22 protein-coding genes and 3 pseudogenes are annotated in these 24489 nt (G+C 69.4%); 11 read left to right on the plus strand and 14 right to left on the minus strand.

Features of this window, described 5'->3' with window-relative positions; translation table 11 throughout:
* Positions 1 to 21 precede the first annotated feature (21 nt).
* The 3 genes and pseudogenes from cpaB to CES90_RS26595 form a co-directional block, all read right to left on the minus strand.
* A complete protein-coding gene (gene cpaB, locus CES90_RS26585; RefSeq protein ID WP_189784733.1) occupies positions 22 to 756 on the minus strand; it encodes a Flp pilus assembly protein CpaB in 735 nt (244 codons plus the stop codon).
* Positions 757 to 977: 221 nt separating this feature from the next.
* Positions 978 to 1850 carry a hypothetical protein gene (locus CES90_RS26590; protein WP_229914019.1) on the minus strand — a complete coding sequence of 291 codons (873 nt, stop codon included), beginning with the start codon at positions 1848 to 1850 and terminating at the stop codon, positions 978 to 980.
* A 336-nt stretch (positions 1851 to 2186) separates the two neighbouring features.
* Positions 2187 to 2408 (minus strand): annotated as a pseudogene (locus CES90_RS26595) (DUF1266 domain-containing protein); the annotation flags it as partial.
* A gap of 47 nt (positions 2409 to 2455) precedes the next feature.
* On the opposite strand from CES90_RS26595, the pseudogene CES90_RS49895 reads away from it, so the two are divergent.
* The 3 genes and pseudogenes from CES90_RS49895 to CES90_RS26610 all read left to right on the plus strand — a co-directional run.
* A pseudogene (locus tag CES90_RS49895) lies at positions 2456 to 2590 on the plus strand (PQQ-binding-like beta-propeller repeat protein); the annotation flags it as partial.
* A 114-nt stretch (positions 2591 to 2704) separates the two neighbouring features.
* Positions 2705 to 3211, plus strand: coding sequence for an RICIN domain-containing protein (locus CES90_RS26605; RefSeq protein WP_189784735.1), 507 nt, complete (start codon positions 2705 to 2707; stop codon positions 3209 to 3211).
* Positions 3212 to 3473: 262 nt separating this feature from the next.
* Positions 3474 to 3662: a hypothetical protein gene (locus CES90_RS26610; protein ID WP_189784736.1), complete on the plus strand. Its 189-nt coding sequence runs from the start codon at positions 3474 to 3476 to the stop codon at positions 3660 to 3662.
* Between the two features lie 726 nt (positions 3663 to 4388).
* Here CES90_RS26610 and CES90_RS26615 read toward each other — a convergent pair.
* Together CES90_RS26615 and CES90_RS26620 are read right to left on the minus strand one after the other, a co-directional pair.
* Positions 4389 to 4607 (minus strand): annotated as a pseudogene (locus CES90_RS26615) (helix-turn-helix domain-containing protein); the annotation flags it as partial.
* Positions 4608 to 4825: 218 nt separating this feature from the next.
* The gene (locus tag CES90_RS26620; RefSeq protein WP_189784737.1) at positions 4826 to 5269 is read right to left on the minus strand and encodes a hypothetical protein; all 444 of its coding nucleotides are present in this window, start codon (positions 5267 to 5269) and stop codon (positions 4826 to 4828) included.
* A 235-nt stretch (positions 5270 to 5504) separates the two neighbouring features.
* On the opposite strand from CES90_RS26620, the gene CES90_RS26625 reads away from it, so the two are divergent.
* Positions 5505 to 6014: a SigE family RNA polymerase sigma factor gene (locus CES90_RS26625; protein ID WP_149830883.1), complete on the plus strand. Its 510-nt coding sequence runs from the start codon at positions 5505 to 5507 to the stop codon at positions 6012 to 6014.
* 133 nt (positions 6015 to 6147) lie between these two features.
* Positions 6148 to 7458: a hypothetical protein gene (locus CES90_RS26630; RefSeq protein WP_189784738.1), complete on the plus strand. Its 1311-nt coding sequence runs from the start codon at positions 6148 to 6150 to the stop codon at positions 7456 to 7458.
* Positions 7459 to 7525: 67 nt separating this feature from the next.
* Here the strand turns inward: CES90_RS26630 and CES90_RS26635 are convergent, their stop codons facing one another.
* Entirely contained in the window at positions 7526 to 8854 is a 1329-nt protein-coding gene (locus CES90_RS26635) for an Nramp family divalent metal transporter (protein ID WP_189784739.1), read from the minus strand.
* A 233-nt stretch (positions 8855 to 9087) separates the two neighbouring features.
* Positions 9088 to 9498, minus strand: a complete 411-nt coding sequence (locus tag CES90_RS26640) for an ATP-binding protein (RefSeq protein ID WP_189784778.1) — start codon at positions 9496 to 9498, stop codon at positions 9088 to 9090.
* 537 nt (positions 9499 to 10035) lie between these two features.
* Here CES90_RS26640 and CES90_RS26645 point away from each other — a divergent pair.
* Positions 10036 to 11409, plus strand: a complete 1374-nt coding sequence (locus CES90_RS26645) for a M14 family metallopeptidase (RefSeq protein ID WP_189784740.1) — start codon at positions 10036 to 10038, stop codon at positions 11407 to 11409.
* Positions 11410 to 11487: 78 nt separating this feature from the next.
* Here CES90_RS26645 and CES90_RS26650 read toward each other — a convergent pair whose 3' ends face one another.
* The 5 genes from CES90_RS26650 to CES90_RS26670 form a co-directional block, all read right to left on the minus strand.
* Positions 11488 to 12108 (minus strand): hypothetical protein, encoded by a 621-nt coding sequence (locus tag CES90_RS26650; protein WP_229914020.1) that lies wholly within the window; start codon positions 12106 to 12108, stop codon positions 11488 to 11490.
* Between the two features lie 96 nt (positions 12109 to 12204).
* On the minus strand, positions 12205 to 13656 hold the full coding sequence (locus CES90_RS26655) for a GntP family permease (protein ID WP_189784742.1): 1452 nt from the start codon (positions 13654 to 13656) through the stop codon (positions 12205 to 12207).
* A gap of 185 nt (positions 13657 to 13841) precedes the next feature.
* Positions 13842 to 14252, minus strand: coding sequence for a RidA family protein (locus tag CES90_RS26660; protein WP_189784743.1), 411 nt, complete (start codon positions 14250 to 14252; stop codon positions 13842 to 13844).
* Entirely contained in the window at positions 14249 to 15010 is a 762-nt protein-coding gene (locus tag CES90_RS26665) for an IclR family transcriptional regulator (protein WP_189784744.1), read from the minus strand. The genes CES90_RS26660 and CES90_RS26665 overlap by 4 nt, the downstream gene beginning before the upstream one ends.
* Complete coding sequence (locus CES90_RS26670) at positions 15007 to 16203, minus strand: sugar kinase (RefSeq protein ID WP_189784745.1); 1197 nt, start codon at positions 16201 to 16203, stop codon at positions 15007 to 15009. The genes CES90_RS26665 and CES90_RS26670 overlap by 4 nt, the downstream gene beginning before the upstream one ends.
* 174 nt (positions 16204 to 16377) lie before the next feature.
* Between CES90_RS26670 and CES90_RS26675 the strand changes: the two genes are divergently transcribed.
* Both CES90_RS26675 and CES90_RS26680 read left to right on the plus strand, forming a co-directional pair.
* Positions 16378 to 17649: an alanine racemase gene (locus CES90_RS26675; protein WP_189784746.1), complete on the plus strand. Its 1272-nt coding sequence runs from the start codon at positions 16378 to 16380 to the stop codon at positions 17647 to 17649.
* A gap of 41 nt (positions 17650 to 17690) precedes the next feature.
* The gene (locus CES90_RS26680) at positions 17691 to 19310 is read left to right on the plus strand and encodes an N-acyl-D-amino-acid deacylase family protein (protein ID WP_189784779.1); all 1620 of its coding nucleotides are present in this window, start codon (positions 17691 to 17693) and stop codon (positions 19308 to 19310) included.
* Between the two features lie 9 nt (positions 19311 to 19319).
* Here CES90_RS26680 and CES90_RS26685 read toward each other — a convergent pair whose 3' ends face one another.
* Both CES90_RS26685 and CES90_RS26690 read right to left on the minus strand, forming a co-directional pair.
* Positions 19320 to 20243 (minus strand): trypsin-like serine peptidase, encoded by a 924-nt coding sequence (locus tag CES90_RS26685; RefSeq protein ID WP_189784747.1) that lies wholly within the window; start codon positions 20241 to 20243, stop codon positions 19320 to 19322.
* Positions 20244 to 20421: 178 nt separating this feature from the next.
* On the minus strand, positions 20422 to 21153 hold the full coding sequence (locus tag CES90_RS26690; protein ID WP_189784748.1) for a hypothetical protein: 732 nt from the start codon (positions 21151 to 21153) through the stop codon (positions 20422 to 20424).
* A 201-nt stretch (positions 21154 to 21354) separates the two neighbouring features.
* On the opposite strand from CES90_RS26690, the gene CES90_RS26695 reads away from it, so the two are divergent.
* The 3 genes from CES90_RS26695 (at position 21355) to CES90_RS26705 (ending at position 24485) form a co-directional block, all read left to right on the plus strand.
* Complete coding sequence (locus tag CES90_RS26695) at positions 21355 to 22566, plus strand: pyridoxal phosphate-dependent aminotransferase (RefSeq protein WP_189784749.1); 1212 nt, start codon at positions 21355 to 21357, stop codon at positions 22564 to 22566.
* A 114-nt stretch (positions 22567 to 22680) separates the two neighbouring features.
* Positions 22681 to 23112, plus strand: coding sequence for an SCO4983 family protein (locus CES90_RS26700; RefSeq protein WP_189784750.1), 432 nt, complete (start codon positions 22681 to 22683; stop codon positions 23110 to 23112).
* A 299-nt stretch (positions 23113 to 23411) separates the two neighbouring features.
* Positions 23412 to 24485 (plus strand): hypothetical protein, encoded by a 1074-nt coding sequence (locus CES90_RS26705; RefSeq protein WP_189784751.1) that lies wholly within the window; start codon positions 23412 to 23414, stop codon positions 24483 to 24485.
* Positions 24486 to 24489 lie beyond the last annotated feature (4 nt).

Consider the following 24489-nt stretch of genomic DNA (forward strand, 5'->3'; position numbering starts at 1 on the left):
TACGGACCTCCCGTACCGACCTCATCTCGCGGCCTCCTGCTTGTCCTCGTCGAGGGTGTACGAACGGTCGTCCGGTTGGACCACGGTGGCTTCGCCGCCGCCCGCGACCAGGGCCAGGCGGACGTGCTCGGCGAACGACTCGGCGAACGCGACGCGCTGGGCGTCGGCGGTGTCGAGGGCGAAGGTGATCGGCACGGCCTCGGTCGCCGTGCGGCGGCGGTCGCTGCTGGACTGGTTCGGTTCGAAGGGGGTGAGCTTGCCGACGTCGATCACGCGGGCGTCGGCGACCATCAGCTTGGACGTGTCCTTGCCCGAGTCGCTGTCCTTCTCCTCGAACGTGGCGTAGATGTTGACCCGCGAGCCCGGGTTGATCTTCCCGGCGACACCGGTCGACGCGTCGATCAGGATCGCGATCTCCTGCTGCCCGGGGCCGAGTTCGGGCCGGTCGACGATCATGTCGGACTGGAGCAGCGAGCCCTTCTCCAACTGTGTGACGGCGATCTTCCCGCGGATCTTCCCGAGATCGGTGATCGCCGTCTCCGACAGCCACCGCTCGGGCATCGAGATCGCCTCGAACTGGCTCGCCGTCAGCTCCTTGTACGGCGCGATGTCCTTCTTCAGCCGGTACGCCGTCACCTCGGGCCCGACCTTCGAGTTCACGTCACGGATCACCGAGAGCACTCCGGCGAAGGCGGCCAGGGCGCACAGGGCCGAGAGGACCAGCAGGATGACGCCACGGCGCTGGCGTGAGTTCATGCGCGGACAACCTCGATCGGGGCGGGGGCAGGGGCGGGGCGGACGGGGTCGGGCGGCTGGGCTGCCTTACGGGCTATGGAGTTGTCGTACGCCTGTCATGTGGCCGTCGTCTGTCACGTGGCCGTCGTCTGTCACGTGGCCGTCATCCGTGATGCGGCCGTCATCCGTCGTGCGGCCCTCGTCTGTCACGTGGCCGTCATCCGTCATGCGGCCGTCGTCCGTCATGTGGTCCCCCGCGGCAGCGCCCGGACCGGGGGCGCGGGTTCCGGTTCTCGTAGCGGGGCCGCGCAGAAGCCGCAGCGGTCGCCGATGAGTTCCAGTCCGCACCAGTGGCATGTATCCCGGCGTACGGACGACACGAGCTGGTAGAGCACGGAGACGTCGGAGAGCCCGGCGGCGAACTCGACGAGCTTCCCGGTCCCCCACCAGCGGGTGGACCCCTCGGGCAGCGGCACCGTGGCCACGCCCTGCACCTGCCAGGCGGGCGCGAGCGTCGCGGTGACCCAGTCGGACGGCGGCTGCGGCCCCTGGGCGACCAGCAGCCGGGTGCCGAACTCCGGCCCGGCCAGCGGTTCCTGTGCGGCGCCGAGCCGTACGAGCTGGGGGTGCGGCCCCGTCAGTACGGCGAACTGGGCGCCCGGCACCCATGACTTGGCGTGCGACTTGAGCGTGACCGGCACCCGGTCGAGCTTGGCGACCGAGCCGAGGAGGGCGCCGGCGTAGATGTAGTGCGCGAGGAGACGTACGGAGGAGGCGAGCACCCCAGGGCTGAAGTCACACACGGACAGCTGGCGCAACTGCTGGGCCAGCAGGGCGGTTCCGAGGGGCGGCAGATCGACGCCGAGCAGCGCGATACGGTCGCTCTCCAGCATGGAGCGCACGGCGTGCAGCCGCTGGGTGACCGCCCGCTCCTCCGGGGTCGTTCCGGCACGGGGGTGGAGGGCGATGACGTAACCGTGCTGCTCGAGGAGCGCGTGCATGCCGAGCAGGGAGCTTTCGAGGGTCTCCTGCGGCTGTACGACTGCGGGCGGGGTCTGCCGGTCATGCGGTGGGAGCACCAGGTCGGAACTGGTGACGGCTATCGCGGTCGGCACGCTGCACACCACCCCGTTCACTGCGGGCGGGGGGTCGACCGCCGCCGCAGATGGCCCCTGTGAGGTCTGACGTCTGACATGTGCGTCGACGTCTCTCCTGCATCGTCTTGCATCAGCACCATATCCACGGCATGCCCCTATCAACACCGAATCTTCTTGATCGACTCACGGAAGGTGCGGTCCGTATCCACACAGAGTGAGACGCATCTGCCTCAACTCGGCGCGTCCGGAAGGCGGTTGGTCTCACCCTGAAGAGTGACGCCCAGCTGGGACGGATGCACTGACAACGCTTTGGTGCCCGGTGGCACGAGAAACTGAGCGCCCCCACCGACCGCCCTACCGGAAGGGAACGTTGAGCCAAGGGCTACCGGGGTCGGACATCAGGATGCGATGGGCCTCGACCATGTCGGTGTACCACTCCCCGAACTCCTCCTCGTCGAAGTGCAGACTCCGACCGAGGATGTATCCGGCGGAGAAGTCCTGCCACGAGCGGCACGAGAGTGCCGCGCTCCGGCCCGCGTCGATCACCGCGGACTCGGCCTCCCACAACGTTCCGAACCAGGGAATCGACGGTGTCGTCGTCGGCCGGGCGAACGTAGATCGGCTGGAAGCTGGCCACGGGCGGCGAGATCACCGGCTCCCCGGTGGTGAAGGACGGTGTCGTGTACGCCTGCAGCAAGGACCGGTGCGTGTACGCCCTGGACGCGGAGAAGGGGACGGGGACGGCCCGGACGTCGTAGGGGTGCCACTCTTCAAGTGGCGTGCGTCACATGGCGCGCGGTGAACTCTCTTACCTTCTTCTTGCCTCTTGTTGTGCGCAGAAGTGAGTTCACCGTCTCCCGGAGGGGATCCCCATGAAGAGAACGCCGATCGGACGCGCGGCCGTCGTCGCCGCGCTGAGCGCCGTGGTGTTAGCCGTCTCGCAGGCACCGGCCTCGGCCGCACCCTCTGGGTGGCATGAACTGGACAACTTCCAGACCGGTCAACACACGTTCCTCACCGACGGCGGCGGAAAGACCCTGTCGAGGATCAGCGTTCCTGCGCACCTTTTCGCGTTCAACCTCAAGGAGGGCGGCTACTACGAGGTCGTCCAGAACGACGCGGTCTGGAAGTGCCTCGACAGCAACCACGCCGGCAATGTGTACGGCATGGGCTGCAACGGCGGCGACTACCAGCGCTGGCGGGTCGAGGACCTCGGTAACCGGTGGATCGACAGACTCCAGCGGAACACCCACGTGTACCGCCTGGTCAACAAGGCCACTGGCCGGTGTCTCGACGCCAACTACGATGGAGCGCTCTACACCCTCGGCTGCAACGGCGGCAACCACCAGATGTGGTACCACGTCCTGCCGTGGCGCTGAGCCGGTAGCGCCGACCGCCCTCCTGGGCCACCGGGGAGGGTGGCTCGGGCGGCCTGGTGATGCCGGTCGCCCAGTCGTGCTGAGGGGTAGCAGCGGCGTGCCGGGGTGTGGCGGCAGTCGTCGCAGACGAGGATGTGGTCGAGCCACGCCTGGAACGCGGCCCTGACCGGGGCTGGGGCTGGGGCTGGGGCTGGGGCTGGAGTCTGGAGCGGGGTCGGTTCGTGGGCTTCGTTCCGGCTCATCTCGGTGGCCTCTCTCCCAGGTGGGCGACCACGTACGGCCGTACGAGGCCCTGCTCGGCGTGCGGCGGGTGGTCGGCCGGTGCGGCTGCGAGCTGATCCCCACCACGCTCGGATCGAAGTCCATGAGCAGCAGCCGGTCCCGCTCCAGCCACGACTCGAAGCCGACGTGCCGCCCGGTCGTCGCCGCCCGGTATCAGCTCGGGAAATGACGCTCACCGCGCGACCAGCGGAACGTATGTACCGGATCGACATCTTCGAACCGGCCCGTCACGCAGTCCCGTAGCGGACGCCGACGACGCCCGTGCACCGCGTCCACGTACGACAACTCGACGCACGGCTCCGCGTGATCCACCCCAGTCGGTACAGCCATCCAGCACCCCCAGCGCGCTCGACCGCGCGACTGGGTTCGCTGAGACAGAAGCCCGAACGACTCGGTGTGTTGAGAGAACGACTCGATTGAGTGAGACGGGGCAGTGGGGAGCGATTGGCAGATTCGTCTCGCCGCACGGGGCAGTGAGGACGATTACGGCACGATTACGGCGTAATCGTTGGGACTCAGCTGCCAATCACCCAGCGCCTCCGGCCCCGAGTTCGCCGGCCGCGCCTCCGGTACGCAGCCTGGGCGGCGCCTCGTTCTCGCGGTTCGGCGCCGCCCAGCAAAGGCGCAGACCTCAGCCTCGCCTTCGTTCAGTGGTTCGACACGTCGTTGTACACATTGATCACGCCGTCCCCGGTGGTTCGAGGAGTACAAGTGCTGGTCGGGCCAGCCGTTGTCGTCGTCGTTCGGGTCGGATCCTGGCCTTCTCCACCGGTTGCTGTGCCGTTACGCGGCGCGGTTTCCGGTGGGGATTCCGTGGCTTCCTGTTTCTTCGCGCTGTGCCGGGATTGCTCCTGGTCTTACCGGCGCTCCGCAGGCCGATACCGCCAGTCCGGCAGCCCAGCCAGGACCGCTCCTTCGTCTGCTTCACCTCGGTAGTCAGCTTCCCGGACAGCTGACCGGCCGTCGGAAACGGCTGCCCGGCCTTCCGGGCGTCTTCACGGGCCCGGACCGCGTCGTTGAACACCACCCGGGCGCACCCGAACGCCCTCGCCGGCGCGGTGCGCTGACCGGCATTCGGGTAGAGCCTGAACGCGTACCGGAGCTGCCTGCCGATCACCCTGGAAAGCCCGAACCCACCGTCACCGTGAACATGTGCACGAGATGTCACCGGAGCCGCGCACTGCCCGGCTCCGCCGGATGACGTGCCGCCGAAGTTGCTGCTGGCGGGCGGGGCGCGGGGAGTGGCGCCACGGGTTCGGGCGGCGGGGCTCCGGACGCTCCCACTCCGCCTTTGCTCAGCCGTCCCCCGGCGCCTTCGAAGCCCGCCTGTCTCTACCCCATCGGCCGGTAGTAGCCCAGCACCTGGGCCAGTTGACCGAACCACTGGTGGAGTCGTTCGCGGGGCTTGGCCTCGACCGTGCACTCGTAGAAGCGGCCGTCGAGGTGGATGACGGCGACCATGAGGGCCTTGCCGTTGGGGCTCGCCTTGTAGTGGACGCTGCGTATCTCCGGCCAGGGGAAGTCGACGGATATGCCGTGGTCCTCGAACGCGACGCCGGAGACGTCGACGACGACGGAGTTGTGGCAGTCGACGGCCAGGAACTCCGGGCCCTCCGCGACCGGGGCGCCCGCCCCCACCCCCGGGTACCCGTAGGGCTGCGGCGGCTGGGCCGCCTGCGGATAGGCGTACGGCTGTTGCGGCGGGCCCTGGGGCTGCGGCGCGTACGGCTGGGGCGGTGGGCCGAAGCCGGGCGGTGGGGCCGCGGGTGGGGTCATCGGCGGCTGTGGCTGACCGTCCTGACCGGGTTGGCCAGGTTGGCCAGGTTGGCCGGGCTGCTGCATGGTCCTTCGTCCCCTGGTGTCCCTGGTGTCCCTGGTGTCCCTGGTGTCTGGGTCGGCGTGATGCCTACCGCACCGTATCCCTCCCGCCCGTGAAACATTCCCCGGGGGCCACAGCATCAATGGAGTGAGAAGAAGTGAGAAGCCGGAGCTCACCCAGGGGGAGCCACAGATGAGACAAGTCCGCGCGGACGGTTATCAGGAGTTCGCGGCGGCGCGCGCGGGGCATCTGTACCGCTCCGCGTGTCTGCTCACCGGCGGGGACACCCATCTCGCCGAGGATCTGGTCCAGGAGACGCTCGGGCGGCTGTACGTGAAGTGGGGGCGGGTGCGGCGGGCCGACAACCCGGCCGGGTACGCGCAGACCGTGCTCACCAGGACGTTCCTCGCCCACCAGCGGCGGCGCAGCAGCAAGGAGCGGGCCACGGATGTGATCCCGGACGTGCCCGCGGCGCCCGGCTCCGACGCGTCGCTGCGCCTCACCCTCGTCGAGGCCCTGGCGCAACTGCCCGCCAAGGACCGGGCCGTGGTCGTCCTGCGCTACTGGGAGGACCGGTCCATCGAGGAGACCGCCGCGGCGATGAACGCCAGCTCGTCGGCGGTACGGACCCGTTGTGTGCGCGCCCTCGCCCGGCTGCGGGTGCTGCTGGGGGACGGCATCGGTGAGTACGTCACTCCCTGAGCGGTGAGTACATCACTCCCTGAGCGCCTTCAGAACGCCGACCGGCATCAACACACAGACTCCGGCACACCGACTCCCGCACACCGACTCCCGCACACCGACTCCGGCCCAGACACAGAAACGGCGGTTCATCATGCCCGTTGACCAGTACGAAGACCCGTCCGACGACCCCTTCGAGGGCAGGCTCGGCGCCGCCCTGCACCGGGCCGGCGGCGCCTTCGACACCGATGATCGTCACGCCCTGGTCAGCGGCGGAGCCGTACGCGGCCGGAGGCTGCTGTTCCGGCGCCGGGCGGCAATGGTGGGCGGCGTCGCCGGGATCGCGCTCGTCGGGGTGGGCGGGACGCTGCTGCCCGGGGGCGGGGACACGGGCGATAAGCAGTCCGTGGCCGCGCGCCCCTCCCTGCCGCCGGTCAAGGACAACGACGGCAAGGTGTCCGGCGCCGACCTCGTCCGGACGCTCAAGGGCCTGCTCCCGCAGGGGGAGTTCAGCGGGGAGTCGGCGCGGGGCACGGGCGTGCAGCCGGGGCCGTACGCCCATGTCGTGTTCGACGACGGGGACGGCAGGGCGGCCGTGCAGGTCGGGCTCGGGCGGATCGAGGCGGACAGTGAGCAGGCCCGGCAGCTGACCGACTGCCCGGAGAAGGCCTTCGTCGAGTTCGACTCCTGCAAGGAGAGCACGCTGGACGACGGCTCGCGGCTGATGCTCTTCCAGGGCTACGAGTACCCGGACCGCCGCGAGGACACCAAGAGCTGGTTCGCTGAGCTGGTCACCCCCGACGGTTACAACGTCAGCGTCATGGAGTGGAACGCCGAGGCGCAGAAGGACGCCCCCGTCACCCGAGACGAACCTCCCCTGTCCCCGGCCCAGTTGAAGACGATCGCCCTGGACGGGGCTTGGCGTACGGCCATCGACGCCATTCCGGAGGACGCGAAGGCGCCCGAGGCGAAGGAGTCGTCGTCGACGGAGTTCCCCGAGTCCGGTTCCACCGGCGGCACTTCCGTCGACCCGCCGATGGTCGACGGTGACGCGATCCAGAAGACGTTGACGGAGTTGCTGCCCGAAGGCCCCGAGGTGGTGTCGAAGGGCGGTCAGGAGACCGACTTCGCGTACGTCGTCCTCGACGACGGCAAGGGGCAGAGCCTGGTGCAGATCAATGTGCAGCCGGGGATGAACGACCTCGCCGACACGCTGTTCGGGCCCGACGCCGAGACCCTCCCCGACGGCACGAAGGTCGCCACGCAGCAGGGGCCCGGCGAGAAGGGCGGCGCGGGCGTCGTCATGTGGGTCGTGGACACGCTGCGCACCGACGGACGACGTGTCGTGATCAGCGCCTTCAACTCGGGTGCCCAGCACACGGCCGCGACCCGCGACACCCCCGCGCTCACGATGGCGCAGCTGAAGGAGATCGCCACGAGCGAGAAGTGGAAGACGCTCGGCTAGGCCGAGGGGGGGGTGGGGGCTGGGACGCCCCCTGGAACCGCCGTGTGCCCAGCTCCCTTTCCCTCGGCTAGAAGAAGTCCGCCCAGTCCTGGTCCCAGATCTGCTTCACGGCCAGGATCAGGAAGAGCAGGCCGGCGATCGCGAGCATCGCGTTGCTCACGAGGCCGTTGCGCCATTCCCTGGGTGTGCGGGAGGAGTTGAGGAGCCAGAGGAGGGTGCCGGCGAGGAAGGGGAGGAAGGCGGCGCCGAGGACGCCGTAGATGATGATCAGGCGGAAGGGCTGGCCCTGGAAGAGCAGGACGATGGGCGGGAAGGTCAGCCAGAGCAGGTACGCGCGGAAGGGCCAGGAGCGTTCGCGCTCGCCGGAGGCGACCTCCTCGCCCTTGACCTCGCTCTTCTTCCGGTAGCGCGCCACGAAGTCCGCGAACATCAGACTCACGCCGTGCCAGACGCCGATGAGCGAGGTGTACGAGGTGGCGAAGAAGCCGATGAGGAAGAACTTGGCGGTGGCCGAGCCGTACTCGTCCGCCAGGATGTCGCCGAGCTGGATCAGGCCCTTGTCGCCGCTGGCGATGGCGACGTTCGCGGAGTGCAGCAGCTCGGCGCCGACGAAGAGCATCGCGATCACGAAGATGCCGGTGGTGGCGTACGCGACCCGGTTGTCGAGCCGCATGATCTTCATCCAGCCGGTGTCCGTCCAGCCCTTGGCGTTGACCCAGTAGCCGTACGCGGCCAGCGTGATCGTGCCGCCGACGCCGCCGATCAGGCCGAGGGTGTTGAGGATCGAGTCCTCCTCGTCGGGCAGGACGGGCAACAGCCCTGCCACCGCGTCCGCGAGGTTGGGCGTGACGCGGATCGCGAGATAGACGGTCACCACGAACATGACGCCCACGAGGACCGTCATGACCTTCTCGAAGACCGCGTACTTGTTGAACCAGACGAAGACCAGACCGGACAGTCCGCACAGGACCGCCCACCACTTGAGGTCCATGACGTCCGGGAACAGCGCCTGGAGCGGCAGGGCGCTGGACGACATCGCGGCCGCGCCGTACACGAAGCCCCAGATCACGACGTAGACGACGAAGAACCACGTCGTCCAGCGGCCGAGGCTCGCCCAGCCGTCGAAGAGGGTGCGGCCGGTGGACAGGTGCCAGCGGCCGGCCGCCTCGGCGAGGGAGATCTTGACGAGACAGCCGATGACGGCCGCCCACAGCAGGGTGTAGCCGAAGTTGCTGCCCGCGATCAGGGTCGCGACCAGATCGCCGGCGCCGACGCCGGTCGCGGCGACGACGATGCCGGGGCCGATGTACTTCCAACTGGACTTGCGGGGCGCCGAAGTGGCCTTCCCGGAACCGGTGCCGGAGCCGGTGGCTGTGTTGTCCGTGGTGTCCGCCATGCGGATCAAGAAAGCGTAAAGACGGGGTGGGCACAAGAGGGCGTGCGGTGAAGGAAAACGGCGGTGATCTTGATGATTCCGGAACGGTGCCCGCAATCGCCCCGCACGTGGTCGATGATGGCCGTACCACTGGTTCGGGACGGGTCGGGCCCCGGCGGCTGGGCGTGCCGCCGGGGCCCTGGCTGTTCGTTCCGGGGCGGCCAAGAGGAGTGCGGCTCTCCGGAACTCGCGGGCTACTTCGGCTGTCGCCGACCACAGCCGTCGGACCCACACGTGCCGAGCTCGAACCACACGGTCTTGCCCGGCCCGTCCTGATGGCAGCCCCAGCGCCCGGCGAGCGCCTCCACCAGGAACATCCCCCTGCCGCTCTCCGATATCTCCGTGGCCCGGCGCACCCGCGGTGGGCGGCCGTCGGCGTCCGACACCTCGCATCGCAGTACGCCGTGGGACGCCGACAGAGTCAGCTTCAGCCGACTCTCGGCGTGCACCAGGGCGTTGGTGACGAGTTCGCTCACCAAGAGTTCCGCCGTCTCGGTCTGGTCGAGGAGACCCCACCCCTCCAACTGCCTGCGTACCGCCGCACGCGCTTCCGCGGCGGCGGTGGGACGGGGGTCGTACTCGACGCTCAAGTGGCCCGCACCCATGGGCGGTTGCGGGTACGAGGCGAAATGGGGGCCGGAATCCGGAAGGAGTCCCCCGGAGAGTTGCAGCATGCATCCAGAGTTGCCCGGCCGGGAGCACCGCACACGGGGAGGAATACCTGATTCCCGGGGTGCATATACCTGTTTTCCGCCCGGGTACGTCCGTAAATGGTGGAGTAAGAGGTTGATAGGAGGGGTTCACACCTGCGGGTGCACTTTCGCGGTGAGGCTTGCGGAGAGGGCCGAGGTGCGTACACGGCGCGGCTCGCCGCCATCGGACCCTCCGCTCTCAACCCCCACCGTTTTCCGGCCCGTTCCGGCCCGTTCCGGCCCGTTCCGGCCACGCGGACCCGGCATGAGCGATTCCCACTCTTGACCTGGTCATGCCAGAGCCGCACCATGAGCGCCACACCCGCACCAGGGCCCGCCGGACACCCCACGGGTCACCGGCAGGTCCGAGGCACGTCGCAAGGATCCACCCCCCGCTCCACTCCCCCACTTCCGGAGACCCCGGAATCCCTGGAGAAAATAGGAGACTTCATGCGACTCCGCATACGCGGCAGGGCGGCGACGCCCGGCGGCGCGAGCAAGAGATCAGGGCGCCGGGCGGCCGCCCTCGCCACACTGCTGGCGATGGCCCTGGCGGCCCCGATCGCCGCGACCACCACGGACGCGACGGCGACCAGCGCCGAACGACCGAAGGCCTCGGCGGACGACATCCGCCAGTACGAGGTCCACATGCACTCGGACAGCAAGTCCCGTACGGCGCTCCAGAAGTCCGGTGTGACGGTGGACGACGCCGACGACCACTCGGTCTTCATCTCCGGCCGCGCGGACCAGATCAAGAAGCTGAAGCAACAGGGCTACGAGGTCACGCCCCTCGGCGCGGTCCCCGACCGGTCGAACGGCGAGGACGACGTACGGCTCTTCGACTTCCCGTCCGCCGACTCCCGGTACCACAACTACGCGGAGATGACGAACGAGATCAACTCCGTTGTCGCGGCGAACAGTTCCATCGCCAGCCAGCGGGTCATCGGCACCTCGTACCAGGGCCGGAACATCGTCGCCATCAAGATCAGCGACAACGTCGGCACCGACGAGGCCGAGCCCGAGGTGCTGTTCACCCACCACCAGCACGCCCGTGAGCACCTCACCGTCGAGATGGCGCTCTACCTGCTCAATGAGCTGACCTCCGACTACGGCACCGACTCCCGGGTCACCAACATGGTGAACAACCGCGAGATCTGGATCATCCCGGACCTCAACCCGGACGGCGGCGAGTACGACATCGCCACCGGCTCGTACCGCTCGTGGCGTAAGAACAGGCAGCCCAACAGCGGTTCGTCGGCCGTCGGTACGGACATGAACCGCAACTGGAACTACCGCTGGGGCTGCTGCGGCGGCTCCTCCGGTTCCACGTCCTCGGACACCTACCGCGGTACGGCCGCCGAGTCGGCCCCCGAGGTGAAGGTCGTCGCCAACTTCGTACGCAGCCGGGTCGTCGGCGGTGTCCAGCAGATCAAGACCGGCATCGACTTCCACACGTACAGCGAGCTGGTGCTGTGGCCGTTCGGGTACACGACCGCCGACACCACCACGGGGATGACGGCCGACGACCGCAACGCGTTCGCGACGGTCGGCGGGAAGATGGCCGCCAGCAACGGGTACACGCCCGAGCAGTCCAGTGACCTCTACATCACCGACGGGTCGATCGACGACTGGCTGTGGGGCAGCCAGAAGATCTTCGGCTACACGTTCGAGATGTATCCGTCGTCCGCGGGCGGTGGCGGGTTCTACCCGCCCGACGAGGTCATCGCGCGGGAGACGTCACGGAACCGGGACGCCGTGCTGCAACTGCTGGAGAACTCGGACTGCATGTACCGGTCGATCGGCAAGGAAGCGCAGTACTGCTGAGCCGGTGAGAGCACGGTCGCTTCCGTGAGTGGGGAACTGCGCATCCGTCGTGGCTGGTCGCGCAGTTCCCCGCGCTCCTTAAGGGGCGCTTTCCTCGGACTCGGCTGATACGGCTTCCTTGACCTCGCCGTCCTCGAAGTAGGCGTCCAGGACCTCGTCGATCCCGGTCTCCCACTCCTTGTGGTCCGACTTCGACTTCGCCTCGATCTCGATCGGGTACCAGCGGCGGTCGGGGGTGTGGACCGTGATGGTGAAACGCTTGCCGAAGCGCGGGGACTCCGTCTCGATCGCGCCGATCTCGTCCCAGCGGAACTCGCACTCCTGGTCGTCCAGCTTCAGCCGTACGCCCTTGCGGTCGGCGATGATCTTCGCGCGGCGGTCGGACGCCTCGAAGACGGGGCCGTCGGTCGCTTCGGCCTCCGTGGAGTCCGCGTCGTCCTCGTCTCCTTCTGCGGAGTCCTCCACGTCCTCGGCGGCGGCCTTCTCGTCGGCGGCCTCGGGGGCCTCCTCCCGCTCCGGGGCAGCCTCGTCCGGCTCTGCGGTCTCCGCCGGATCGGCGGATTCCGTCGGCATGATGTCCTCCGGCTCCTCCTGCTTCTCCTTCTTCACGGACACGGGTGCCGTGAGTCCGGGGATGTGCGACGGGTCGACCGCGGCGGCGGCCAGGGGCTGGTTGTTCGAACCGATGCGCTGCTCCACAGCGGGCAGTATGGTCGACGACCCTGTGCCGGGAACAGTCGGGCCCGGCATATGTCCACATCTGGGTTTGCACAACCTCGCCCCTGGCGCCCGGTTCTACACGAACACGCTGAGGACGGCCGCCATCGCGAAGCCCGCCACCGACAGGACCGTTTCCAGGACGGTCCAGGTCCTGAGGGTGTCGCGTTCGCTGATGCCGAAGTACTTGGCGACGATCCAGAAGCCGCCGTCGTTGACGTGCGAGGCGAAGATCGAGCCGGCCGAGATCGCCATGATGACGAGGGCGACGAAGGCCTGGGAGTGGTCGCCCTCGGAGAGGAGAGGGGCCACGATGCCGGCCGTGGTCACGATCGCGACCGTCGCCGAGCCCTGGGCGACCCGCAGGACGACGGAGAGCAGGTAGGAGAGGACGATCACCGGCAGGCCGACGTCGTCGAAGGTGTCCGAGAGGGCCTGGGCCACGCCGCTCGCCTTCAGTACGGCGCCGAAGACACCGCCCGCGCCGACCACGAGGAGGATGTTGCCGACCGGCTTCAGGGACGAGGTCGAGACCGTCTCCAGGGATGTGCGGGACCAGCCGCGGCGGATGCCCAGCAGGTAGTACGCGAGGAGCAGGGCGATCGTCAGGGCCACGAAGGGGTTGCCGAAGAACTCGATCACCGAGCGGAGAGCGGAGGGGTCCAGGGCGATCGAGGAGAAGGTCGCGGCGAGGATCAGGAGGAGCGGGGTGCCGATGATCAGGAAGACCGTGGGGAGCGGAACCGGCTTCTCCTGGGGGGTCACACCGGCCGCGCGCTGCTCGTTCAGGACCGCCTGACGGGACTCCTCGGCCGCCTCCACCATGTCCTGCGGTACGGGCACGAAGATACGGCGGCCGATCCAGGCGGAGTAGGCCCACGCCGCGAGTACGGCCGGTATGCCGCAGACGATGCCCATGAGGATGACCCAGCCGAGGTCCACGTGGAGGAGGCCGGCCGCCGCCACCGGGCCCGGGTGCGGGGGCAGGAAGGCGTGGGTCATCGACAGGCCGGCGAGGAGCGGGAGGCAGTAGAGGATGATCGACTTGCCCGAGCGTTTCGCTGCCGCGTAGACGATCGGGGCGAGGACGAAGATGCCGACGTCGAAGAAGACCGGGATGCCGAAGATCAGGCCGGTCAGGCCCATCGCGAGCGGCGCCCGCTTCTCGCCGAAGAGGTTGAGGAGGCGGGACGCCAACGTCTCGGCTCCGCCGCTGACTTCGAGGATCGCGCCGAGCATCGTGCCCAGGCCGATGATGATCGCTACGTGGCCGAGGATGCCGCCCATGCCGGATTCGATGGTCGAGACGGCGTCGCTTCGCTGGACTGTGCCGAAGAGTTCGGTGACCGAGAGTCCTGCGAGGGCGCCTACGGCTATGGAGACCGTCAAGAGGGCCACGAAGGGCTGGAGTCTCGCCTTGATGATCAGGAAGAGGAGGAGGGCTATGCCCAGGGCGGCGACGGTGAGGAGGCCTGCGGTGCCGTCTATGAGGAGGAGTAGGCCGCCGGTGTGGGGTGGGGTTTCGGACATGGGGGGTCCTCTGGGTGGGGGGCATGGTGTTTTCGGGCAGGGGGGATCGCCGTACGGGGTGCGGGGTTTGTGGGGGGTGGTGCGGGATGGCGGCCGGGTGCGGGTGGGTGGGGGCTGATCGCGCACACGCGGCGGAGCCGCATGTCGACAGGGCCCCGCGCCCCTGACGGGCACGGGTTGCGTTGTCAGGCGTCCAGTACCGCCAGCGCGTCGATTTCGATCAGCAGGCCTGCCGGGAGGCCGACGTACACCGTCGTGCGGGCTGCCGGGGCTGCCGTCAGGTGTTCCTCGAAGTACTCGTTGTAGATCGCGTTCATCTCGGCGAAGTGGTCCACGTCCGTGAGGTAGACGCGGATCATCATCACGTCGTCCCAGGTGGCGCCGCCCTCTTCGAGGATCGCCTTGACGTTGGCGAGGGTCTGCAGGGTCTGGGCGCGCAGGGTGGGGCCGGCGGGGGTGGGGGGCCGGCCCTCTGTCGCGGGGAGGAAGCCGACCTGGCCGGCGACCTGGAGGATGTTGCCCTTCTTGACGCCGTGGGAGAACTTCGCGGGCGGGGCGGTGTGGGTCTTGGGGGTGAGGGCGATCTTTTCGGTCATACGGATTCCTTACCTGTGGTTCTGCCTGAGTACTCGCCGCTGATCTCGTCCGCCGTACGGCGTACCAGCGGGAGCAGGGTGAGGAGTTCGTCGGCGGTGACGACGACGTTGGGGGCGGAGACCGACATCGCGGCGACGACCCGGCCGTCGGCGCCGCGGATGGGGGCCGCGACGCAGTTGATGGACTCCTCGTGGCCGCCGAGGTCGGTGGCCCAGCCCTGTTCGCGGACCTTCGCCAGCTCCTTGAGGAAGGCGGGGGCGTTGGGGGTCGAACGGGACGTGTACATGGGGTAGTCGAGCTTCTCCGCGAGGGCGCGGCGCTCGGGTTCGGGGAGGTCGGCGAGGCAGAGCTTGGCGACCGCGGCGACCGTGATGGCGACCGGCTTGCCGATCCGGGAGTACATGCGGACCGGGTAGCGGCTCTCCACCTTGTCGATGTAGAGGACCTCGTTCTCCTCGTAGACGGCGAGGTGGACGGTGTGGCCGCACTGCTCGTTGAGGCGTACGAGGTGGGGGTGGGCGAGCTCGCGGATGTCGAGGTTCTCCACGGCCTCCTGGGCGAGGGCGAAGAGGCGGGCGCCGAGGCGGTAGCGCTGGTCGGACTGGCGGTAGACGAGGCCGTGTTCGTGGAGGGTGCGCAGGAGTCGGAGGGCCGTGGATTTGTGGACGCCCAGGCGGTCGGCCACCTGGCCGAGGTCGGCGGGGCCCTCGGCGAGCAACGGCAGGATGCTCAGCGCTCTGTCGACGGTCTGGCTCATCGGGTGCGTACCTCCTCCGGGGCCTGATCGGCTTGCGTCCAGCCGGGGCCGAGTCGAAGTCTCCCCCACGCGTCGTCGTCCAGGGCGGCGAGCCGGTCGGCGTGGTCGATCCAGGAGGTGCGCCGCGGTGGGGGTCCCCCCAGTCGTTCAGCCCTGGGGGAGGCTCCATGAGGGGCGGTGGTCGGGTGACGGGTGGGCGGTGGGGCGGCGAGGTCGCCGGGGGTGGTGAGGGTGGCGGCGGCCATGAGGTGGCCGTGGCGGAGACGGGCCCTGGCGGGGAGGGCGCGGAGGGTGGCGGAGAGGAAGCCGGCGGCGAAGGCGTCGCCGGCGCCGACCGCTGCGACCACGTCCACGTGGAGGGCGGGGGCGAACGTGGTGGTGTCCGTGGGGGCGCCTGGGGTGCGTTGCGGGGCGGGGCCGTGCCGGTGCGGCTGCGGCAGGTGTGGGGGCGTGCGTTCGAACAGGGTGGCTCCGCTCGCGCCCTGTTTCACGACCAGCGTGGCCGGTTCGGGGAGGAGGGCTCGGATGGCCGTCGGGCCGCCCTTGATGTTCCAGGCCTCCTCGGCCTCGTCCTCGCCGACGAACACGATGTCGGCGTTCCGTGCCAGTTCGAGGAGGACGTGGGGGCCGTCGGCGTCGGGCCACAGACCGGGGCGGTGGTTCACGTCGAAGGAGACCACCGGACGGTCCTCGCCGGGAGCGGTCAGCTCTCTCAGCAGGTCCAGGCAGCCCTCGGAGAGGGCGGCCGTGATTCCGGACAGGTGCAGGATCCGGCCCGTCCGCACCACCCCCAGGTCCACGTTCCCCACCGACATCACCGACGCCGCCGACCCCGCCCGGTAGTAGGCGACCTCGTGCGCGTCCGTCGCCCGGTCCCCCGCCGTACGGAAGTAGACCCCCGTCGGACGCGCCGGATCACGGGTCACGGACGAGACGTCGACGCCGTACCCCCCGATCGTCTCGATCAGGTGGTCGCCGAAGCCGTCGGCGCCCACCCTGCTGACCCACCGTGCCGAATGGCCTACGGCGGCCAGTACGCACGCCACATTGGACTCCGCGCCGCCGATCCCGCGGTAGAAGGAGGGGACGTCGGCGAGGCGGCCGGAGCGGGAGGGCAGGAACGTGACCATGGACTCGCCGAGCGCGACGACGTCCACGACGTCGGGGGCGTTGCCGGGTCCGGTGACGGTCACGATCGTCGTGGCTCCTCGGGTGGTGCGGTGCGAGCGCAGCGAGATGGGGGTCCCCCCGGCCGAAGGCTGGGGGAGGCTCCGTTGACCCCGCGTTGGCCGAGATGTTAGACAGCAGTGAGCGACATACGCAATGAACGTTGCACCAGCTGCAACGCTCGTGATCAGGGAGGCTATATGGCCGCTGAAGCGCTCGTCCGCCTGGCCGAGGAACGTGTGGACCACCGCTTCAAGGGCCTCCCGCCGGACGCCGACGGCCTGACGGTGGCCGAGCTCGCCGGTCAGCGGCGGAATCTGTTCACCGGTGGGTTCACCACGCCGGTGCTCGCGCTGTCCGCCGAGCGGCTGGAGCACAACCTGGCGCTGATGGAGACGTACGCGGTGCGTCACGGGCTGTCCTTCGCCCCGCACGGGAAGACGTCCATGGCGCCGCAGTTGTTCTGGCGGCAGATCGAGCGGGGGGCGTGGGGGATCACCCTCGCCGTGCCCCATCAGGTGCGTGTGGCGCGGGAGTTCGGCATTCAGCGGGTGTTCCTCGCCAATGAGGCCGTGGACGCGGTGGCGCTGCGCTGGATCGCCGGCGAGCTGGCCGCCGATCCGTCGTTCCGGTTCGTCTGTTACGTCGACTCCGTGCGGGGTGTGGAGTTGATGGACGCGGCGCTTCGGGGTTCCGCTCGTCCGGTGGATGTGGTGGTGGAGCTGGCGGCGGGTGAGGGCGCGCGGACCGGGGTTCGTACGGAGGCCGAGTGCGCGGCCGTCGCGGACGCGGTGGCGGGGGTCGGCACGCTGCGGCTCGTGGGGGTGGCCGGGTACGAGGGTGAGGTGCCGGACGCGGATCCGGCGCGTGTGCGGGCCTGGCTGCGGCGGCTCGTCGGTCTGGCCGTCGACTTCGACAAGGCGGGGCGGTTCGCTGGGCTGGAGGAGGTGGTGGTGAGTGCGGGCGGTAGTGCGTGGTTCGATGCCGTGGCCGAGGTGTTCGGTGAGATTCCCGAACTGTCCGTATCTGTACGGAAGTTGCTGCGGTCGGGGGCTTATGTCTCGCACGATGTCGGGCACTACCGGCGGGTGACCCCGTTCAACCGGGTTCCCGAGGAGGGTGCCCTGGAGTCCGCCTTCCGGCTCTGGGCCCAGGTGGTCTCCCGCCCGTCCGGCGAGCAGGCATTCGCCAACGCCGGCAAGCGCGACGCCGCGTACGACCTCGATCTGCCGGTGGTGGAGGTGGTGCGGGATGTCGGTACGGGTGCGGTTCGGCACGCGGAGGGGATCGCGGTGACCTCCCTCTCCGACCAGCACGCGTGGCTGCGTACGGCGGCGGGGGCCGAGCTGTCGGTCGGGGACTGGGTGGGGCTGGGGCTGTCGCATCCGTGCACGTCGTTCGACAAGTGGCAGCTGATTCCGGTGGTGGAGGGCGACGGGACGGTCGTGGAGTACGTCCGCACGTTCTTCTGAGAGGTCTCCGCGAGCGGGCGGAGCCCGGAAAGGTGGCAGCAGTGGACCTGGTCTTCCGTGACGCCGAGGTCGTCGACGGCTCCGGCGCCCCCTCCTACCGCGCCGATGTCGTCGTCAAGGACGGCAGGGTCGCCTGCATCGTCAAGGAGGCCGCCGCGGCGGGGTGTCAGCGGCCCGGCGCGGGGCGCGTGATCGACGCCGAGGGGCTCGTCCTCGCCCCCGGGTTCATCGACATGCACGCGCACAGCGACCTCGCTCTGCTGCGCGACCCGGACCACAGTGCCAAGGTGGCGCAGGGGGTCACCCTGGAGATCATCGGGCAGGACGGGCTGTCGTACGCGCCGGTCGACGAGCGGACGCTCGGCGAGGTGCGGCGGGCGATCACCGGGTGGAACGGGTACGGGGAGGACATCGACTTCAGTTGGCGGTCGGTCGGCGAGTACCTGGACCGGCTCGACCACGGCTTCGACGGCGAGGGTATCGCCGTGAACGCCGCGTACCTCGTCCCGCAGGGCACCGTACGGATGCTGGCGGTGGGGTGGGAGGACCGGGAGGCCACGCCTCAGGAGCTGGACCGTATGCGGGAGTTGGTGGCGACGGGGATGCGGGAGGGCGCCGTCGGCATGTCGTCGGGGCTGACCTACACGCCGGGCATGTACGCCAAGGACGCCGAACTCACCGAGCTGTGCCGGGTGGTCGCCGGATACGGCGGCTACTACTGCCCGCACCACCGCTCGTACGGGGCGGGCGCGCTCCAGGCATACGAGGAGATGGTCGCCCTGACGCGGGAGGCCGGCTGCGCCCTGCACCTGGCCCACGCCACCATGAACTTCGGCGTCAACAAGGGCCGGGCCCCGGAGCTGCTCACCCTCCTCGACGAGGCGCTGGACGCCGGAGCCGACATCACCCTCGACACGTATCCGTACACCCCGGGCTGCACCACCCTGGTGGCACTGCTGCCCAGCTGGGCGAGCGAGGGCGGGCCGGAGGCGATCCTGGCGCGGCTGGAGGACGCGGACACGGCCGTACGGATCCGGCACCACCTGGAGGTGGTGGGGGCCGACGGGTGTCACGGGGTGCCGGTCGAGTGGGACACCATCGAGATCTCGGGGGTCTCCGATCCGGCGCTGGCGTCGTACGTCGGGAAGACCGTGCGGCAGTCGGCCGACGCGCGGGGCGAGGAGCCCTGGGTCACCGCGCGTCGGCTGCTCGTCGAGGACCGGCTGGGGTCGACGATCCTCCAGCACGTCGGGCACGAGGAGAACGTACGGGCGATCATGCGCCACCGGGTGCACACCGGCGGCTCGGACGGCATCCTGCGCGGCGACAAGCCCCATCCCCGCGCGTACGGGACGTTCCCGCACTATCTCAGCCGGTACGTACGGGAGTTGGGCGTGCTGTCGCTGGAGGAGTGCGTCGCCCACCTCACGTCGCGGCCCGCCACCCGGCTGCGGCTGCCCGACCGGGGGCTCGTGCGGGAGGGGTACCGCGCGGACCTCGTTCTCTTCGACCCGGCGACGGTCGCCGCCGGGTCGACGTACGAGGCCCCGCGCACCCTGCCCACCGGCATTCCGTACGTCCTCGTCGACGGCCGTTTCGTCATCGAGGACGGGCGGCGGACGGACGTACTGGCGGGCCGGGCGATCCGCAGGGCGGGCTAGGAGTGCCGTCTACGGCTTGGGGAGTATGCAGCCGCTGCGGGTGAGGTCGAGCTTGTTGTCCACGCCGAAGCAGGCCGGGACGTGCCAGGTCTGCTGGGCGTAGTTGATGCCCCGGCGGACGGTCACGGTGCCGTTCGCGTCGACCTCGCAGGGGTTGTTGACGGTGCAGCGCGCGCCGTCCTCGTTGCCCGTGTTGTTGACGCCGACGACCTTGTTGGTGGCGGCGTCGACGACCGGGGAACCCGAGGTGCCGCCGATGGTGTTGCAGGCGGAGGTGTAACGGATCGAGTCCTTCCAGGTCCAGTCACCCTCCTTCAGGCGGTACGCGAACCCGTCGACGTCGCAGCTGTAGATCCGCTTCCAGTACCCGGAGACGACGCTGATGTCCGTGCCGGCGGCGGGGCGCGTGGTGTCGTACATCAGCGCGTCGATGCCGTACGAGCTCTTGATCTGCGCGTACGTGGTGGTGAGCTGGTACAGCGCCATGTCCGTGTCGGTCATCGTGCCGTACGCGATCTTGCTGGCGCGGAGGGTGCCGACGCGGGTGCCCGCGGAGTTGAGCAGGCCGAAGGTGCGAGTGGAGGCCCGGTCGACGATGACCTGGCCGGGGGTCGGGAAGCCGGTCTCCAGACAGTGGCCGTTGGTCATCACCAGGGCCGGGTCGTTGTCCTCGGAGGCGGGCATCCGGACGACGGAGCCGGAGCAGTTGCTGAGCGAGACGGTGCCGGCGAAGTTCACGGCCTGGACGCTGGGGCCGGCCAGGACGCCGTTCACCAGGGAGGTCGCGGTCTCGACCACACTGCCCGCCGCCATACTCCCGGCCTCGGCCGACTTTCCCGGCGCGAACGCGGCATCCGGCGCCGCGAACGCGGGCGCCGCACCCGTCCCGGTGATCACCAGGGCCGACAGCGCGGCTACGAGAGGCTTTCTCATGTGGGGGTCCCCTCTTGCGACATGAGTGACGTGAGTGACATGAGTGACGGAAGATCTTCCCGTCACGCAGTTTGTCATGCGCATTGTGAGGGCCCCGTGAGGGCGGAGCAAGGAGTTGGTTCCGGCCGGGGATCTTCGGCCACTGGGGGGGAGTTGAGGGACAGGGGGGCAGGTAGGGCTACTTGGGCCCCTTCGTCGCCCCTTGCCCCTGGCCCTGGTTGCCGCCGGAGTTGCCTCGGGTCGGGCCGGTCGCGGCGGTGGAGGAGGGTGAGGGGGACGGAGTCGCGGAGGGAGCCTCGGTCGAGGTCGAGGTCGAGGGGTTGGGGGCGGCGGCGGACGCGGTCGAGCCCTCGGAGGGGGCGCCCGAGGAAGCGGTGGGCGGTGTCGCGTCCGACGTACCCGAGGAGTCGCCCGCGGACGGGGAGGCCGCGTCCGGGGCGCCGGAGCGGTCGCCGGCCGTGGCGGAGTTCCGGGGCGTGGGGGCACTCGGGTCCACCTGGTCCTCCGAGGAGCCGAGACCGGCGAGCCCCGCCACCGCCACACCCACGAGCACGGCCGCGCCGATGCCGCCCGCGACGAGGACGCCCCGCCGCCGCGCCCGACGCCGACCGAGCGTGGCGCGCCGACCGCCGGCCGGACGAGCACGCCGCCCTACCGCGTCCGGGCCGCCCTCCGCACCCCGGTCACTCGAGACAGACGTATATGAGGCACCGCCCTCCCCTGCGGGATCCAGCCCGCCGCTCGGGATCTCGTCCAGTTGAACGGTGTCGTCGTAGGCGTTCTGCCAGCCGTGTGCGGCTGCCGGGTCTCTGAAGTGCTCGTAGGCGGGTGTCGAGGCGGCGTCGCCGTACGGGTAGTACACGTTCGGCGCCCCCTGGAGGTCGCCACCATCCGGGTCCACCCCACTCATCCGATTCACCTCATTCATCCCGCTTCGTCACCCTTGTGTCGTACGCCCTGTGGCCATGTGGGGGCAGGCCGGATCTGGAGGCGGATTCTAGAGAGGAGTGGGACTACGGGGACAGCGGGGGCGCATTTCGGCGCATAGCGAACGTCTCACGTGGTGGAAAACACGGCCCGGAAAGCGTTACCGGGCCGTAAGCTCACGGACATGCAGGTGATCCAGTCGACCAAGCTCGCCAACGTCTGTTACGAGATCCGGGGCCCGGTGCTCGAGGAGGCGATGCGGCTTGAGGCGGCGGGGCATCGCATCCTCAAGCTGAACACCGGCAATCCGGCCGCCTTCGGCTTCGAATGCCCGCCGGAGATCCTGGAGGACATCCTCCGCAACGTGTCGACGTCGCACGGCTACGGCGACGCGAAGGGACTGCTGGCCGCGCGCCGGGCGGTCGTCATGCACAACCAGACCCTGGGCATCGAGACGGACGTCGAACACGTCTTCATCGGCAACGGCGCCTCCGAGCTGATCGTGATGGCGATGCAGGCTCTGCTCGACGACGGCGACGAGGTCCTCGTACCGTCACCGGACTATCCGCTGTGGACGGCGGCGGTCTCCCTCTCCGGCGGTACGGCCGTGCACTACCGCTGCGACGAGCAGTCCGACTGGATGCCGGACCTCGCGGACGTGGAGCGGAAGGTCACCGACCGCACCAAGGCGATCGTCATCATCAACCCGAACAACCCGACGGGTGCGGTGTACGACGAGGAGATGATCCGCGGCCTGACGGACATCGCTCGCCGCCACAACCTCCTTGTCTGCTCGGACGAGATCTACGACAAGATCCTCTACGACGGCGCCACGCACACCCCCACGGCGGCGGTCGCCCCGGATCTGCTGACGCTGACGTTCAACGGCATGTCGAAGGCGTACCGGGTGGCGGGCTACCGGGTCGGCTGGGTCGCGATCTCGGGCCCGCGCGCGCACGCGGATTCATACATCGAGGGCCTGACGATCCTGGCGAACATGCGGCTGTGCGCGAACATGCCAGGGCAGCACGGGGTGGTCGCCGCGCTCAGCGGGCGGCAGACGATCAACGATCTGGTGTTGCCGGGCGGGCGTCTGAAGGAGCAGCGGGATGTCGCGTACGAGCTGCTGACGCAGATCCCGGGGGTGACGTGTGTGAAGCCGAAGGGGGCGCTGTATCTGTTCCCGCGGCTGGACCCGCAGGTCTTCAAGATCAAGGACGACCGGCAGATGGTCCTGGACCTGCTACGACAGGAGAAGATCATGGTCGTCCAGGGCACGGGCTTCAACTGGACCGAGCCCGACCACTTCCGGGTGGTGACCCTGCCGACGGTCGGGGACCTGCGCTCGGCGATCACACGGATCGGGAACTTCCTGGACGGGTACAGCCAGCCATAGCGCTGCCCGACCTGGCCGAGGCCATGGTGCGGGGACTTCAAAGCTTTCGGACTTCACTCAACTTTAGACGGAATCTAAGGTAGGCTGGTCTTCCGAGAGCTTGGAGGCCATCCCATGTACGAACCGATCCGCACCAAGTCGGTCCACAACACGATGGCCGGCACCACCTCCTCCGACTTCCCTCACCGTTCGCGTGAGGAAGAGCTGGACATCCAGCTCGCGGGTCATCTGGCGGCGCTGCTGGCCGTGACCGACGAGCTTCGTGCGCTGACGCCCTCCGCCGACCTGGACACGGCCGCCGAGCGGCTGATCCAGCAGGTGACCCGGCTGCGGGACGGGCGCCGTCCCGCCCGGTCGTCGGGTGCCGCGGCCGTCCATGAGCCGGATGCGGCCGCCGCGCTGCACCGCCGCGCGCATGCCCTCGCTGGGCGAGCCCTCGTCGTCGCCGCGTCGCGTGCCGACACCGGGGCCGCGATCCTGGCGGCGGAGCGCATGGACGCGCATTCCGCTGCGCTGGCTCCCGCTCCTGCTCCCGCTCCCGCCTGAGAGCTCGGTCCCGTTCGTTCGTTGGCGCGTGCGGGTTGTGGTGGGCTGGTCGCGCAGTTCCCCGCGCCCCTAAGACATGGGGGCACCCCTGGCTTTTAAGGGGCGCGGGGAACTGCGTGAGCAACCCCCTACAACCCGCACGTACGAACACACCGGCACCCCCCTCCCCCCCCACCCCCCACCCACCCCGCCGACCCAAGCGGAGCATCCCTTTCCGGTTGTGTTCCGGGACCGCCGCTTCACCCGGTGTTCATCGGCGACAGCCGGGAACGTTGGGTTCCGGGAGCACGCTCACCGATGTGAGACGTATCGCTGGAATCGTCCTTGCTGTTCTGCTGATCGGCGGCGTGGTGGCAGCCGTCGTGGCGGGGCGCGAAACAGAGGACAAGGGCACGGCAACGAAGACCGTGCGTGGTGTGATCGGGTCGGAGAAGGCCGAGTTCTTCGCCGATCCCGAGGTGGTGAAGGCCCTGGCCGCCGAGGGCTACACCGTGAAGACGGAGACGTCGGGTTCCTGGGCCATGGAGGGGCTGGACCTGAAGGGGTACGACTTCGCGTTCCCCTCCAGCAAGGCGCCCGCCGATGAGCTGGCCGCCAAGTACGACGTACGCGAACCGTTGCCCCGCCCCTTCTACTCGCCCCTCGTCGTGGTCACCCACAAGAGGGCCGCGAAGGTGCTCCAGCTCAACGGGCTGGCCTCGCTCGACCAGAGCCGCGGCGTCCTCGACATGGCCGCGTATCTCAAGGCCGCCGAGGGCGAGAGGACGTGGCAGGACCTCAAGGGCGCGGAGAAGCACGGCGAGTTGAGCGGGCTGCTCTACATCTCCTCCACCGACCCGACCACCTCCAACTCCGGCGCGCTGTACCTCGCCGCCGCCTCCAACGTCGCCAACAAGGGGCGGGTGGTCGCGAGTGAGAAGGAGCTGACGGACACCGCGCCCCTCATGCACGATCTGATCAGCGTCCAGGGCGCTCAGCAGACGAGCACGGACGCGGCGTTCCGCGACTTCGTCAGCGGCGTCGGCAATCCGCTCGTCCTCGTCTACGAGTCGCAGGTCGCCTCCCTGCTGGCGCAGGGCCAGAGCGTCGACGACCTGGTCGTCCTCTACCCGGACACCACGGTCCACAGCGACCACACCGTCGTCCCGGTCACGGACGAGGGCCGGGCGCTCGGTGAACTGCTGGGCGCGGACCCGGAGTTGCGGAAGCTGGCCGCCAAGCACGGGTTCCGGCCGCAGGGGGCGGCCACCGAGTTCACGGCGGCGACGGCGAAGCACACCACCTATCTGATGCAGAAGCTGACCGTCCGGCAGGCGCCCGTGCCCACCTCCGAGGTGCTGCACGAGATGGCGCGCCGGGCCCGGGGCCAGTAGGACA

It is taken from the genome of Streptomyces capitiformicae (assembly GCF_002214185.1).
In the GTDB taxonomy this organism is placed as follows: Bacteria; Actinomycetota; Actinomycetes; order Streptomycetales; family Streptomycetaceae; genus Streptomyces; species Streptomyces capitiformicae.

Coding starts and splice junctions, on each gene's coding strand:
- CES90_RS26675 (WP_189784746.1), top strand. CDS start 16,378: ATGGCCGCTGAAGCGCTCGTCCGCCTGGCCGAGGAACGTGTGGACCAC.
- CES90_RS26635 (WP_189784739.1), bottom strand. CDS start 8,854: ATGGCGGACACCACGGACAACACAGCCACCGGCTCCGGCACCGGTTCC.
- CES90_RS26625 (WP_149830883.1), top strand. CDS start 5,505: ATGAGACAAGTCCGCGCGGACGGTTATCAGGAGTTCGCGGCGGCGCGC.
- CES90_RS26630 (WP_189784738.1), top strand. CDS start 6,148: ATGCCCGTTGACCAGTACGAAGACCCGTCCGACGACCCCTTCGAGGGC.
- CES90_RS26685 (WP_189784747.1), bottom strand. CDS start 20,243: ATGAGAAAGCCTCTCGTAGCCGCGCTGTCGGCCCTGGTGATCACCGGG.
- CES90_RS26665 (WP_189784744.1), bottom strand. CDS start 15,010: ATGAGCCAGACCGTCGACAGAGCGCTGAGCATCCTGCCGTTGCTCGCC.
- CES90_RS26700 (WP_189784750.1), top strand. CDS start 22,681: ATGTACGAACCGATCCGCACCAAGTCGGTCCACAACACGATGGCCGGC.
- CES90_RS26605 (WP_189784735.1), top strand. CDS start 2,705: ATGAAGAGAACGCCGATCGGACGCGCGGCCGTCGTCGCCGCGCTGAGC.
- CES90_RS26655 (WP_189784742.1), bottom strand. CDS start 13,656: ATGTCCGAAACCCCACCCCACACCGGCGGCCTACTCCTCCTCATAGAC.
- CES90_RS26645 (WP_189784740.1), top strand. CDS start 10,036: ATGCGACTCCGCATACGCGGCAGGGCGGCGACGCCCGGCGGCGCGAGC.
- CES90_RS26640 (WP_189784778.1), bottom strand. CDS start 9,498: ATGGGTGCGGGCCACTTGAGCGTCGAGTACGACCCCCGTCCCACCGCC.
- CES90_RS26690 (WP_189784748.1), bottom strand. CDS start 21,153: ATGAGTGGGGTGGACCCGGATGGTGGCGACCTCCAGGGGGCGCCGAAC.
- CES90_RS26660 (WP_189784743.1), bottom strand. CDS start 14,252: ATGACCGAAAAGATCGCCCTCACCCCCAAGACCCACACCGCCCCGCCC.
- CES90_RS26620 (WP_189784737.1), bottom strand. CDS start 5,269: ATGACCCCACCCGCGGCCCCACCGCCCGGCTTCGGCCCACCGCCCCAG.
- CES90_RS26695 (WP_189784749.1), top strand. CDS start 21,355: ATGCAGGTGATCCAGTCGACCAAGCTCGCCAACGTCTGTTACGAGATC.
- cpaB (WP_189784733.1), bottom strand. CDS start 756: ATGAACTCACGCCAGCGCCGTGGCGTCATCCTGCTGGTCCTCTCGGCC.